Genomic DNA, 12502 nt, shown 5'->3' on the forward strand with positions numbered 1-12502 from the left:
TGACAATCGAATACTTATCGGCGCCCGCGCATAAAACTCACAGACCGCCGCCTCGCGGCGCTAAGGATCGATGATCAGCTCGGCAAGACGATTGGAATCGGCACCCTCTTCGCCGAGCCAGGCGACGAAAGCCTGGCTGAGTTCAGCCTGCCGCGTCAGCGGCGAACACAACGAGTAGTAATCACGTTCGTGGAAGCCCGTGACCTTCAGCGCCACCGTCAGCCGCCCGGCGGCGATGTCGTCGAGCACCAGCGCCGACGGCATCAACGCGACACCTAGGCCATCGAGTGCGGCCTCCAAGGCGAAGAACATCTGCTCGAAGCGGGCAAAGCGCGCACTCGGCGGCAGTTGGTAGCCCAGCCGGCCGAACCAGTCGGCCCAGCCGAGCGCGCCGGTCTCGGCCTCGATCAACTGCAAGTCGGCGATGTCCTGCGGCGACGTCGGCGGCCGCCGCTCAATGAGTTCCGGCGCGCAGACGGGGAACAAGGCGCTCGACAGGAACGGCGCCGACGGCACGTCAGGATCGGGACGCGCGAGGCGTCGGATAACGACATCCACTTCATTCATCCGCAATTCGCGCAGCGCACCGATGCCGGTCGACAGCCGCACATCGACATCGCGAAAGCGCTGATGAAACCGCGATAGGCGCGGTATGAGCCACTTCATCGTGAAGGTGGGCGGCGCATTGACCAGGAGCACGCGCTGGGTTTCGCCGCGATCGATGGTCGCCACGGCAGCCGCCAGCCGGTCGAAGGCTGGCGCCACTTCCTCGAAGAGCTTCTGTCCCTGATCGGTCAGAGTCAGCGTCGCACCGCGATTGAACAGTCGAACGCCGAGATTGGTCTCCAATAGCGTGATCTGCCGACTCACCGCGCCGTGCGTGACGCCGAGCGAATCCGCTGCGCGCGTGAAGGAGAGATGTCGGCCCACAGCCTCGAAACTGCGCAAGGCGGTAAGCGGAAGATTTCTACGATCCATGTGGCAGCCGAAAACTCACAGGGGCCAGAAGGAAAATCGATTGTCGGAGATTGAGGGCACCCCTAGAAAATACCGTGATACCGGGCCAACTTAAATTGGGCCGTCTTGAAAAAGAACTAAGACGATAAGAAGCGAGGGAGAAAATGCGCATTTCGACATCGGGGCGCCGATATTGCATTGCAGCGTTCACCGCCGCTGCCCTCGCTTTCGCAATGGTGCCAAGCGCCTCTGCCGCCGACAATTATCCCGAGAGGACGGTTGAGGTCATCGTTCCCTTCGCCGCCGGCGGCGCCGTCGACGTCACCGGCCGTATCGTCGCCAAGGCGCTCAGCACCGCGCTGAATGGAAGCTTCGTCGTCATCAATAAGCCCGGCGCCAATTCGAACCTCGGCAACAACTTTGTCGCCCAGGCGAGGCCCGATGGCTACACCCTGCTCGTCAGCAGCATCGGTCTTGCCGCCAACACGGCGCTGTACAAAAAGCTGACCTATGACCCGCTCGCCGATCTCGAACCGGTGTCGCTGGTCTCGACCGCGCCGGTCGGGCTGTTCATCAGCAAGTCGGTGCCGGCCGGCAACCTCAAGGAATTCATCGCCTACCTGAAGGCGCATCCCGGCGAGTTGAACTTCGCATCCTACGGCGTCGGTAGCAGCCCGCATCTCGCCGCCGAATTCTTCCAGCACGAGACCGGCACCAAGATGGTGCACGTACCGTTCACCGGCAACGGCCCCGCGACGCTGGCGACGGTCGCCGGCACGACACAGGTCATTTTCTGTTCCACCGTCGCGGCGCTGCCGTTCCTTCGCGACGGCGCGCTGAAGCCCATCGCCTTCGCCGACGACAGCCGCTCGAAGGAACTGCCGAATGTGCCGACCTTCAAGGAAGCCGGGCTCGATTTCACGATGGGAACATGGTTCGGACTGCTGGCGCCGGCCAAGACGCCGCGGGCCGTCATCGACAAACTCAATGCCGCGCTCCGCAAGTCGCTCGACGATCCGGAATTCAACAAGATCGCCGAAAGCCAAGGCGCCCGCGTCGTCGCTTCATCCCCGGGGGAATTTGCGACCTTCCTCAAAGCGGAGTCCGACCGGCTGTCACAGGTCATCGTCGCCGCGCAGATCCCGCGACGGTGAACACCTGAAAGCCAAACACGCCGCCGCTCAATGGCTTGCATGGCTAACGAACCGTTAAATGCAGCGGCCGATCGATCCGTAAAAGGCCGACCTCTTTACGCCCCTTAAACCCGCCCCGCTTAGCTTCAGCACGTGGGGATCGGCGCGTTTTTGGCTGCCGGCGGTTAGTTGAGTTTGGGTCGCGTCATGGCGTCGGGACGAGGACAATCGGGCGGACGCCGCGAACCGGTGTTCGATTCATCGCCCGAAGTGCGCGTGGCGCCGGCCGACCGGCCCGCGAGCGGCGGGCCGCGCAAATCCTCCTCAAAAAAGAAGAAGAGCCGCAAGGCACGACGGTCGAAGCGCTCTCTGATCGGCCGTCTCGCCTACTGGTCCGTGGTCGCCGGTTTGTGGCTGGTGCTCGGTGTCGTCGGTACCGTCGCTTATGTCGGCGCGCATCTGCCGCCGATCCAGTCGCTGGAAATTCCGAAGCGTCCTCCGACCATCCGCATGCTGGACGTCACCGGCCGCGAATTCGCGCGTCGCGGCGATATGGCCGGCGAAGTGCTGTCACTCAAGGAAATGCCGTCCTATGTGCCGAGGGCCTTCGTCGCCATCGAGGACCGGCGCTTCTACGATCACTTCGGCGTCGACCCGCTCGGCATCGCCCGAGCCGCGGTGGCCAACATTCTGCATCGCGGCGTCGCGCAGGGCGGCTCGACGCTGACGCAACAGCTCGCCAAGAACCTGTTCCTCACGCAGGAGCGCACGCTGACCCGCAAGCTGCAGGAAGCGCTGCTGGCGGTCTGGCTGGAGCAGAAATTCACCAAGACGCAGATCCTCGAGCTCTATCTCAACCGCGTCTATTTTGGCGCCGGCGCCTATGGCATCGAGCAGGCCTCACAACGCTACTTCGGCAAGTCAGCAAAACAGCTCACCATCGGTGAAAGCGCCCTGCTCGCCGGCCTCGTCAAGTCGCCGTCGCGGCTGGCGCCGACGCGCGATTACAATGCCGCGGAAAAGCGCGCCCGGATCGTGCTCGCGGCGATGACCGAACTGCATTTCATCTCATCGGCCAACGAGAAGCAGGCGATTGCCCAGCCGCCGCGTATCGTGGCGCAATCGAGCGGCGGCTCCGGCAACTATGTCGCCGATTGGGTGATGGACGCGGTCAACGATGCCATCGGCCATGTCGATGAAGACGTTGTCGTGCAGACGACCATTGACGCCGCGTTGCAGAGCGACGCCGAAAAGGCCGTCGCCGCCGAATTCGCCAAGACCGCCAAAGGCGGCGCCTCGCAGACGGCGCTGGTGTCGATGACTCCCGACGGCGCGGTACGGGCGCTGATCGGCGGCCGGGATTACGCCGACAGCCAGTTCAACCGCGCGGTTGCCGCCAAGCGCCAGCCCGGCTCGGCGTTCAAGCCATTCGTCTATCTCACGGCGCTGGAGCGCGGCCTGACGCCGGACACGGTTCGCGTCGACGGGCCGATCAAGATCAAGGGCTGGCAGCCGGAAAACTACGAACACAAATATCTTGGCCCGGTGACGCTGACCAAGGCGCTCGCCTTGTCGCTCAACACCGTGTCGGTGCGGCTGACGATGGAAGTCACGCCGATGGCAGTGATCCGCACTGCGCATCGGCTCGGCATCTCCTCGAAGCTCGAGCCGAATGCCTCGATCTCGCTGGGCACGTCGGAAGTGTCACCGCTCGAGCTCACCGGCGCCTATGCCACGTTCGCCAATGGCGGTTATGCGGTGATGCCGCATGTCATCGAACGCATCAGCACCACCGCTGGCAAAGTCTTGTATGCGCATAGCGCGCAATCGCTCGGCCGCATCGTCGATGCCCGCTACATCGGCATGATGAACCAGATGATGCAGGAGACCTTGACCATCGGCACAGCGCATAAGGCCGAACTGCCGGGCTGGCCCGCCGCCGGCAAGACCGGCACATCGCAAGATTTCCGCGACGCCTGGTTCGTTGGCTATACCGCGCATCTCGTCACCGGTGTGTGGCTCGGCAATGACGACAACACGCCGATGAAGAAAGTGACGGGCGGCAGCCTGCCGGTCGAGATCTGGAGCCGTTACATGCGCGACGCCCATCAGAGCGTGCCAGTCGCCGCGCTGCCGAGCGTCCCGTCCACCGGCTTCTTAGGCGGACTGTTTGGCGGCGGCGACGCCGCGCCGCCACCGCCGTCACAGGGCGTGCCGATGTCGCAGGCGCCGATGCCGCCCGGCTCCGTACCGGTGGCAAATGCCGAGCGTCAGACCTCAGGCAGCGGCAGCCTGGATGGCTGGCTGCTCAACAACCTGTTTGGCAGCCGGCGTTAGCCAACCGCCTTTTGCTAGTGGTGATGCAGCGCGGCGTTGCGCTTGCGCAGGTCGCGCGTCGCGATCCAGATGCCGAGGGTCGCCGCGCCCAAGAAGGCCACGGCAGCGGCGAGCGGCCACGCATCGTGACCAAGAAGCAAGCCGACTCCCGCGCCGGAGATGGCGGCGAGCGTCTGCTGCACGAAGCCGAACAGCGACGAGGCCGCGCCGGCGCGCTCGGGAAACGGCGTCAACGCTCCGGCGATCGATTGCGGCAGCACCATGCCGAGGCCGGCGAGATAGATCGAAACCGGCAGTACGATCGACAGCGACGACGCGCTGCCGATCGCGACCGACGCCACCATGCCGAGGCCGCCGACCGTCGCGCAGCAGCCGCCGACGCCGAGCACGCCGTCCAAACCGATCTTGCCAACGAGGCGCGCGGCGATGAACGAGCCGATCAGAAAACCGCTCGAGCCGATGGCGAAGACAAAGCCGAACTGGAAGGGCGTCAATCCATATAGCCCCTGCAATACGAACGCCGCGCCCGACAACCAGGCGAACAGCCCGGCATAGATCGTCGACGACATCGCCAGATAAGCAAGATAGACCGGATTGCGCGCCACGATCCGGTACGACGCCCAGATCGAAGCCACCGAGATGCGTTCGGCCGCGCGGAGCTTCAGCGTCTCCGGCAGCAGGAACCAGACGACGGCAACCAGAGCCGCGCCGGCGAAGGTCTGCGTGACGAAGATGCCGCGCCAGCCGAAGGCCGATTGCATGATGCCGCCGATCACGGGCGCAGCCACCGGCGCCAGTGCCATGACCGCTCCGATCACCGACATTTCACGGCCGGCGCGATTGCCGGAGAACAGGTCGCGCACCACGGCGCGCGACAGCACGATGCCGCCGGAGCCGCCAACCGCCTGCAGGAACCGCGCGGCAATCAGCAGGTCGATGGTCGGGGCCATCGCGCACAACATGGTCGCCACGAAGTAGATCGCCATGGCGCCGATCAGCACGGGCTTGCGGCCATGGCGATCCGACACCGGGCCATAGACGATTTGGCCGACGGCAAAGCCGATCAGATAGGCGGAGATGGTGAGTTGGACCTCGGCGGTCGATGCCGACAGCTTCTGCGCGATATCGGGCAGCGACGGCAGATACATGTCGGTCGTGAGCGGCCCGATGGCGCTGAGCGCGGAGAGCAGCAGCGTCAGCGCGAATGTGCCGGGTACGAGCATGCATTTTTCCTGGTCGTGCCGGCCAAACGGCGTTCCGCAACAAGCCGTTATCGAACGGCCGGGCCGCACACGACAGTGTCCATACCGAAAGTGTCGTTTAGGCGCTAGCCTTCCGCGCCGTAGCGGTGCAGGTCGGCGCCGTGCGCGTCGAGCCAGGCCTTGGCACGCTTGAAGTCCGGGCAGATGCGCTCGACCTGCCGCCAGAACGCACGGCTGTGGTTCATTTCGACCAGATGCGCCGCTTCATGGGCGGCGAGATATTCCAGCACGAAAGGCGGCGCGAGGATCAACCGCCAGGAATAGGACAGCACGCCGCTGGTCGAACACGATCCCCAGCGGCTCGACTGGTCACGAACTGAAACGCGCTTGAGCACGACGCCGAGCGCGCCCGCGGCGCGGCGGCTGGCGATGAGCAAATCGTGCCTGGCTTCCTTCTTGAGATAGTCGTGGACGCGGCGGGCGACATGCGGCGCATCGCCGGCGACACACAGCAGCATCGCGCCATCGTCGCCGGCTTCGGTCCATACCGTACCCCGCGCATGCGGCCGATGAACGATGCGATGCGGCGCACCGCGGAAGGGGATCGTCGCGCCATCGGCAAACGGAACCGGCACCGGCAGGCGAGCCAGCCGCGTCGCGATCCAGGCAGCATGCCGCTCGGCGAAGTCGCGCGCCTGCCTGAGGCTGCCGCGCGGCGGCAGCGTCAGCACGACTCCACGCGTCGCCGACTGGATGCGCAACGTGTAGCGACGCGCTTTGGCGTTGCGGCGCAGTTGCACCGGGATCACCTCCTGTTCGAAGGCGACCGTGATCATCGACGGCTCGCTGGAGCGGCGGATGAACAGAGCGCGGAGCGGCAGCGACATTGGGCGACCCTGTCAGGAATCAGCCGGACCAGTGTGGCACAAGCGCCCGACGCCGTCATTCCGGGGCGCGCAAAGCGCAAACCCGGAATCCGGATGCGACACGGAGTTCAACGGCTGGACGCTGGATCGCCGCTACTCGGCGACCGGAATGTTAGAGAGCTAGGCGCGCTTCTTACCGCCGCCATGGCCGCCGTTATGCGACAGCATGAAATCGGCGATGCGCGGCTGGATCTCGGAACGGAAGCGTGAGCCGTTGAACACGCCATAGTGACCGACGCTGTTCTGCACGTAGTGCACCTTGTCCTCGGCGGCGATGTTCGGGCAAAGCCGATGCGTCGCCTCGGTCTGGCCCAGTCCGGAAATATCGTCGAGCTCGCCTTCGACCGTCATCAGCGCGACGCGGCGGATCTTGCTCGGATCGACCGGCAGGCCGCGATGTGTCATCTCGCCCTTCGGCAAGGAATGCTTGATGAACACGGTATCGACGGTCTGCAGATAGAACTCGGCCGACAGATCCATGACGGCGAGATATTCGTCGTAGAACTCGCGATGTTTTTGCACGGAATCGCCGTCTCCCTTGACGAGGTGCGTGAACAGGCTGCGATGCGCGTCGAGATGGCGATCGAGATTCATGCTCATGAAGCCGGTGAGCTGCAGGAAACCCGGGTAGACATCGCGCATGAAGCCCGCGTGCGGGAACGGCACCTTGCTGATGACGTTGCGCTGAAACCAGTCGATGCCCTTGCTCTCGGCAAGCTTGTTGACCGCGGTCGGGTTGGAGCGGGTATCGATCGGCCCGCCCATCAGCGTCATGGAGTGCGGCACGTAAGGATCGTCATTGCCTTCCATCACCGACACCGCCGCCAGCACCGGCACCGCCGGCTGGCAAACGGCAACGACGTGGCAATCGCCCTGCAACATGTGCAGCATCGAGATGACGTAATCGATGTAATCGTCGAGGTCGAAGCGGCCTTCCGACAGCGGCACGTTGCGCGCGTTACGCCATTCGGTGATGTAGACTTCGTGATTGGGCAGGAAAGCTTCGACCGTGCCGCGCAGCAGCGTTGCGTAGTGGCCGGACAGCGGCGCCACGATCAGCACCTTCGGCTGAGGCCGGCGCGGGATGTGTTCGAAGTCACGCTCGAAGTGCAGCAAGCGACAGAACGGCCGTTCCCACACCGTCTTGACATTGACCGGCACGCGGGCGCCGCCAACCACGGTTTCTTCGATGCCCCAGTCGGGCTTGCCGTAAACGCGGGTGGTGCGTTCGAACAGTTCCATCGCCGCGGCCACCGACTTACCATAGGTGGTGTGCGCGAGCGGATTGGCTGGATTGCGGAAGAACAATTTAGTTGCGTCGGCCCAGGCGCGCGACGGATCAAGCGCAGCGTGGCCCATTTCGTAAAGCCAGTAGAGCGGCGTCGACAAAGCACTACCGCTCTCGGACGGCATCGCTGCCGCGCCGTCGAATTCGCCGATCGGCATCAGTTCAGACCCCGGCTCTTGCTGCACTGCGGCACACTGTCGTTTTTGATAGACCACGTCAACAATAGGCTTCAATCGTTCGAAACTTGTTTACAAGGGCGAAACGGTAAGGGTTTCAGCCGTTTACGGGACTTATTCCCCCGCCTGGACCAGTGCGCCGTTGGTCCGGGCGCTCTCCAGCAGCCGCACGAAGGCGTAAGCGGCCAGCGAGAACAGGACGGCATTCAAGCCGAAGGCTTCAAGCATGAGGTCGCCGCGAAACACGCGATCGATCAGCAGCGCTCGCATTCCTTCAAATACATAAGTAGGCGGCAGGCACCACGCAATGTACTGCAGCCAGTCCGGCAAAACCGACACCGGGTAATAAACGCAGGTCAGCGGCAGGAACAGGAACATAATGGTCCACGCCATGCTCTCGGCGCCCATACCGTTTCGCAGCAACAAGCCGGCAACGAAGATGCCGATCGCCCAGCTGGTCAGGATCAGATTGATGAAGAAGGCGACCAGCGCGAGGCCGAGCGCCCACAGATTGAAGCCGAAGAACGCGATCGCCAGCAGCGACACAGGGATCATGCCGATGGCGAGGCGCACGATGCTCATGACCATCAGCGCGGCGATGAATTCGGTCGGCCGCAGCGGCGACATCATCAGGTTGCCGAGATTGCGCGCCCACATCTCCTCGAGGAACGAGATGGAAAACCCGAGCTGGCCGCGAAACAGAATGTCCCACAGCAGCACCGCACCGATGAATGTGCCGGCCGCGCCGGCGGCGAAGCCGGCGGTCTTCGAGACATAGAGCTGCAGGAAGCCCCACATCAGCATCTGCACCGTCGGCCAATAAATGAGATCGAGGATGCGCGGCCACGATGAAATCAGCAGATACCAGTAGCGCCGCACCATCGCGCTGACGCGATGGAGCGAAAAATTGAGGCTGCGGTCGGATGCGGCGGTGCTCATACTGAAATCTCGCAACGCCAAGACTCTCCCCGCCGCCGCATTGCAGAGGAAAGGGAAAACAACGCGCACGCAATCGCGTTCATTGCATCGCCTCCGATTGCCGCCCGCGCGCGACGTCGAGGAATACGTCCTCCAGCGTTTCGCGGCCGTGGCGCGCCAGCAAACCCGCCGGCGTGTCGTCCTCCTCGATGCGGCCGCGCTTCATGATGATGACGCGGTCGCACAATCGCTCGACCTCGTTCATGTTGTGTGAGGCAAGCAGGATGGTGGCGCCGGTCTCCTTGCGGTAACGCTCAAGACGCGCGCGCACCCAGTCGGCGGTGTCGGGATCGAGCGACGCGGTCGGCTCATCGAGCAGCAGCACCTCGGGCTCGTTGAGCAGCGACTTGGCGAGGGACACCCGCGTTTTCTGCCCGGCCGACAGCTTGCCGGTTGGCCGATCGAGAAATTCGGTGAGATCGAGTTCACCGGCGAGCTCGGCGATCCGCTCGGTCGCGCCGGCCACGCCGTAGAGCTGCGCGAACACCGACAGGTTCTGCCGCACCGTCAGCCGCATCGGCATATCGACGTAAGGACTCTCGAAATTCATGCGGTGCAGAACGCGGTACCGCGCAGCCGGCATCGGCGCGCCGAGCACCGACACCGTGCCGCCGGTGGGGGTGACCAGCCCCATAATCATGGCGATGGTGGTGGTCTTGCCGGCGCCGTTGCCCCCGAGCAGGCCGGTCACCGAGCCGGCCGGCAGGGCGAAGGAAATGCCGTCGACCGCCGCGACGCCCTTGTAGCGTTTAACGAGATCCTTGACGGCGATGGCAGCGGCGGTGGGTGTTGCATCCATTGGAACGGCCCGGCTCTCCTTGAGATGTGACCTTCCGCCACCTCGGATGCAAGGGCGGCGACGTGGCAGATGCAGGCCATGGAAATAGGCTACACTCACATCATGCCCCCCGCCCTTGAACTTGCCCAGCACCACCCGCGCCGCAATGTGCGCCTCGATACGCTGGTGCGGTTGCGCTGGCTCGCCGTCGTCGGCCAGACCACCGCCGTCCTCGTGGTCTATTTCGGCCTCGAATTCCCGCTACCGGTATGGACCTGCCTGGCGGCCATCGCGCTGTCGGCCTGGCTCAATGTCGCGCTGCGGCTGCGCTTCCACCTGACCCAGCGCCTCGAGCCGGACCGCGCCGCCTGGCTGCTCGCCTTCGACATCGCCGAGCTCGCAGTGCTGCTCTATCTGACCGGCGGCCTGCAGAACCCGTTCTCGTTCCTGTTCCTCGGCCCGGTGCTGCTGTCGGCGACCGCGCTGCCGCCGCGCTACACCGTGCTGCTCGGAATCTTCGCCGTCGCCTGCGCGACACTATTGGTTTTTACGCATTATCCGCTGCCGTGGGACGACGCCGATCCTTTGGTGCTGCCGCCGGTCTACATGATGGGCGTCTGGCTCTCGATCCTGCTGGCGATCGGCTTCATCGGCGTCTATGCGTGGCAGATCACCGAGGAATCGCGCCAGCTCGCCGACGCGCTGGCCGCCACCGAACTGGTGGTCTTACGCGAACAGCACCTGTCACAGCTCGACGGACTGGCCGCCGCCGCCGCGCACGAACTCGGCACGCCGCTCTCCACCATCTCGGTCATCGCCAAGGAACTGGAGAACGCCATTCCGGCGGACGCGCCGCATGGCGAGGACGTGCGCCTGCTGCGCAGCCAGGCGTCGCGCTGCCGCGATATCCTGTCGAAGATCACCGAACTGTCGTCGAGCGGCGCGCCGTTCGATCGCACGCCGATCACCTCGCTGATCGAGGAAGTGGTGGCGCCGCATCGCGACTTCGATGTCACCATCAATGTCAGCGCGCCATCCGAGCGCGAAACCGAACCGGTCGGCGCCCGCAATCCGGCAATCATTTATGGGTTGGGCAATCTTCTGGAAAACGCCGTCGATTTCGCCCGCGAGCAGGTCGACGTCGTGACCCAGTGGGACGACGCCACCATCGAGATCACCATCACCGATGACGGCCCGGGCTTCGCACCCGACATCCTGGCGCGGATCGGCGAGCCCTATGTCACGACGCGCCGGCGCAAGCCGGACGACAAGGACGATCAGCCGGCAGGGCTCGGGCTCGGCTTCTTCATCGCCAAGACCTTGCTGGAACGCTCCGGGGCCAGCATCGTTTTCGCCAATCAACTGCCGCCGAAACGCGGCGCGATCGTTAAATTGCGCTGGAACAGGGACGATTTCGAGCGAATGGCGGGGCTTGCCGGGACTTGATTTCGCCATACGGGCGCTGTCAGCTATGCGACGTTTTGTACCCTCGCGCTCGGGGCCAGCGATGAATAGCTCCACGGGTTATGGGCGCGGATTTGACCGCGCCGCACATGTGAGGATTGAGGACAGGATATGGATCTTGCCATGACCGACACGGTCGAAACGCCGCTGCCGCTCGACAACATTGCCGACCGCAGCGTGCTGATCGTCGAGGACGACAAGTCGTTCCTGCAACGCCTGGCCAAGGCTCTCGAGCAGCGCGGCTTCGACGTCGCCACCGCCGAGTCGGTCGCCGACGGCCTGATGCAGGTCGAGAAATCGGCGCCGGCTTTCGCCGTGGTCGACATGCGGCTCGGCGATGGCAACGGTCTCGACGTCATCTCGGCGTTGAAGCGCGCGCGGCCCGAGGCGCGCGGCATCATCCTCACCGGCTACGGCAACATTGCCACCGCCGTCACTGCGGTGAAGCTCGGCGCGGTCGATTATCTCGCCAAGCCGGTCGACGCCGACGACGTGCTTGCCGCGCTGCTGGCTCATGAGAGCCCGAAGATCGAGCCGCCGGAAAATCCGATGTCGGCCGATCGCGTGCGCTGGGAGCACATCCAGCGTATCTACGAACTGTGCGGCCGCAACGTTTCGGAAACCGCGCGCCGGCTCAACATGCACCGCCGCACCTTGCAGCGGATTTTGGCCAAAAGGGCTCCGCGCTAGCGGAGCCCCTCTCCCATCAAAAAGCGCGCGACGAGCTAAACGAACTCCCCATAAGGCCCGTTCGGGTCGATGAGCGATTGCAGGCGTAGCGCGGCGGCGCGGCCGATCGATACCAGCATCGACTTGCGCGTCGCGGCAGCGAGCTTGTGCTCGGGCGCTTCGCAGTAGAAGGCCGCGCCGAAAGCATCCGCCACGATCAGGCCGGTGTCGGGCGGAAAGATCTCGCACGGCACGTCCTGCGAGGTCGCGAAGAACAGCCGGTCGCAATGCGCGCGGTAATCCTGCCACTTCTGGTCGGCGCGAAAATCGGCGACCGAGGATTTGATCTCGACGATCCAGATTTCCCCGTTGTCGCGGAGCGCCACCAGATCAGCGCGGCGGCCGGAGGGCAGCGGCAGTTCGCTGACCACGCAGAAACCGTGCGCGTGCAACAGCCGCGCGGTGCCGCGCGCCACCGCGAGCGCGGTTTCCGACTGGCGGCCATCGATCGGCAGCACCAGGGGTTTCATGAGATGGGGTAATCGGCCGGCCGGCGTTTCGATTGCTGGATATTTTGGGTGCTGCGCTTCAGGC

The 12502-nt window shown here is 64.4% G+C and carries 11 protein-coding genes; 4 read left to right on the top strand and 7 right to left on the bottom strand.

Annotated features, from left to right (window positions below):
- Positions 1 to 60: 60 nt before the first annotated feature.
- Positions 61 to 978: a LysR substrate-binding domain-containing protein gene (locus ASD45_RS22730; RefSeq protein WP_082541126.1), complete on the bottom strand. Its 918-nt coding sequence runs from the start codon at positions 976 to 978 to the stop codon at positions 61 to 63.
- A gap of 212 nt (positions 979 to 1190) precedes the next feature.
- On the opposite strand from ASD45_RS22730, the gene ASD45_RS22735 reads away from it, so the two are divergent.
- Both ASD45_RS22735 and ASD45_RS22740 read left to right on the top strand, forming a co-directional pair.
- Positions 1191 to 2111, top strand: a complete 921-nt coding sequence (locus ASD45_RS22735; RefSeq protein WP_056913963.1) for a tripartite tricarboxylate transporter substrate binding protein — start codon at positions 1191 to 1193, stop codon at positions 2109 to 2111.
- A 186-nt stretch (positions 2112 to 2297) separates the two neighbouring features.
- Positions 2298 to 4427, top strand: coding sequence for a PBP1A family penicillin-binding protein (locus ASD45_RS22740; protein ID WP_056913964.1), 2130 nt, complete (start codon positions 2298 to 2300; stop codon positions 4425 to 4427).
- A gap of 14 nt (positions 4428 to 4441) precedes the next feature.
- Here the strand turns inward: ASD45_RS22740 and ASD45_RS22745 are convergent, their stop codons facing one another.
- The 5 genes from ASD45_RS22745 to ASD45_RS22765 all read right to left on the bottom strand — a co-directional run bounded on the left by ASD45_RS22745 (position 4442) and on the right by ASD45_RS22765 (position 9796).
- The gene (locus ASD45_RS22745) at positions 4442 to 5650 is read right to left on the bottom strand and encodes a multidrug effflux MFS transporter (protein ID WP_056913965.1); all 1209 of its coding nucleotides are present in this window, start codon (positions 5648 to 5650) and stop codon (positions 4442 to 4444) included.
- Positions 5651 to 5754: 104 nt separating this feature from the next.
- On the bottom strand, positions 5755 to 6465 hold the full coding sequence (locus ASD45_RS22750) for a SprT family zinc-dependent metalloprotease (RefSeq protein WP_244485639.1): 711 nt from the start codon (positions 6463 to 6465) through the stop codon (positions 5755 to 5757).
- Between the two features lie 210 nt (positions 6466 to 6675).
- Positions 6676 to 8001 carry a polyhydroxyalkanoate depolymerase gene (gene phaZ, locus ASD45_RS22755; protein WP_056913967.1) on the bottom strand — a complete coding sequence of 442 codons (1326 nt, stop codon included), beginning with the start codon at positions 7999 to 8001 and terminating at the stop codon, positions 6676 to 6678.
- A 132-nt stretch (positions 8002 to 8133) separates the two neighbouring features.
- Entirely contained in the window at positions 8134 to 8958 is an 825-nt protein-coding gene (locus tag ASD45_RS22760) for an ABC transporter permease (protein WP_056913968.1), read from the bottom strand.
- A gap of 79 nt (positions 8959 to 9037) precedes the next feature.
- Positions 9038 to 9796, bottom strand: a complete 759-nt coding sequence (locus ASD45_RS22765) for an ABC transporter ATP-binding protein (RefSeq protein ID WP_056913969.1) — start codon at positions 9794 to 9796, stop codon at positions 9038 to 9040.
- Between the two features lie 102 nt (positions 9797 to 9898).
- Here ASD45_RS22765 and ASD45_RS22770 point away from each other — a divergent pair, with 102 nt between their 5' ends.
- Both ASD45_RS22770 and ASD45_RS22775 read left to right on the top strand, forming a co-directional pair.
- Positions 9899 to 11221 carry an ActS/PrrB/RegB family redox-sensitive histidine kinase gene (locus ASD45_RS22770; protein WP_056913970.1) on the top strand — a complete coding sequence of 441 codons (1323 nt, stop codon included), beginning with the start codon at positions 9899 to 9901 and terminating at the stop codon, positions 11219 to 11221.
- A gap of 141 nt (positions 11222 to 11362) precedes the next feature.
- A complete protein-coding gene (locus ASD45_RS22775) occupies positions 11363 to 11929 on the top strand; it encodes an ActR/PrrA/RegA family redox response regulator transcription factor (RefSeq protein ID WP_056914017.1) in 567 nt (188 codons plus the stop codon).
- Between the two features lie 35 nt (positions 11930 to 11964).
- On the opposite strand, the gene ASD45_RS22780 is transcribed toward ASD45_RS22775, so the two are convergent.
- Entirely contained in the window at positions 11965 to 12438 is a 474-nt protein-coding gene (locus tag ASD45_RS22780) for an MmcB family DNA repair protein (RefSeq protein WP_056913971.1), read from the bottom strand.
- Positions 12439 to 12502: the final 64 nt, after the last annotated feature.

It is taken from the genome of Pseudolabrys sp. Root1462 (assembly GCF_001426945.1).
Taxonomy (GTDB): domain Bacteria; phylum Pseudomonadota; class Alphaproteobacteria; order Rhizobiales; family Xanthobacteraceae; genus Pseudolabrys.

Bases quoted from the DNA above. Each gene is read 5' to 3' on its own strand.
- ASD45_RS22730 (WP_082541126.1), bottom strand. From the start codon at position 978: ATGGATCGTAGAAATCTTCCGCTTACCGCCTTGCGCAGTTTCGAGGCT.
- ASD45_RS22735 (WP_056913963.1), top strand. From the start codon at position 1,191: ATGGTGCCAAGCGCCTCTGCCGCCGACAATTATCCCGAGAGGACGGTT.
- ASD45_RS22740 (WP_056913964.1), top strand. From the start codon at position 2,298: ATGGCGTCGGGACGAGGACAATCGGGCGGACGCCGCGAACCGGTGTTC.
- ASD45_RS22745 (WP_056913965.1), bottom strand. From the start codon at position 5,650: ATGCTCGTACCCGGCACATTCGCGCTGACGCTGCTGCTCTCCGCGCTC.
- ASD45_RS22750 (WP_244485639.1), bottom strand. From the start codon at position 6,465: ATGATCACGGTCGCCTTCGAACAGGAGGTGATCCCGGTGCAACTGCGC.
- phaZ (WP_056913967.1), bottom strand. From the start codon at position 8,001: ATGCCGATCGGCGAATTCGACGGCGCGGCAGCGATGCCGTCCGAGAGC.
- ASD45_RS22760 (WP_056913968.1), bottom strand. From the start codon at position 8,958: ATGAGCACCGCCGCATCCGACCGCAGCCTCAATTTTTCGCTCCATCGC.
- ASD45_RS22765 (WP_056913969.1), bottom strand. From the start codon at position 9,796: ATGGATGCAACACCCACCGCCGCTGCCATCGCCGTCAAGGATCTCGTT.
- ASD45_RS22770 (WP_056913970.1), top strand. From the start codon at position 9,899: ATGCCCCCCGCCCTTGAACTTGCCCAGCACCACCCGCGCCGCAATGTG.
- ASD45_RS22775 (WP_056914017.1), top strand. From the start codon at position 11,363: ATGACCGACACGGTCGAAACGCCGCTGCCGCTCGACAACATTGCCGAC.
- ASD45_RS22780 (WP_056913971.1), bottom strand. From the start codon at position 12,438: ATGAAACCCCTGGTGCTGCCGATCGATGGCCGCCAGTCGGAAACCGCG.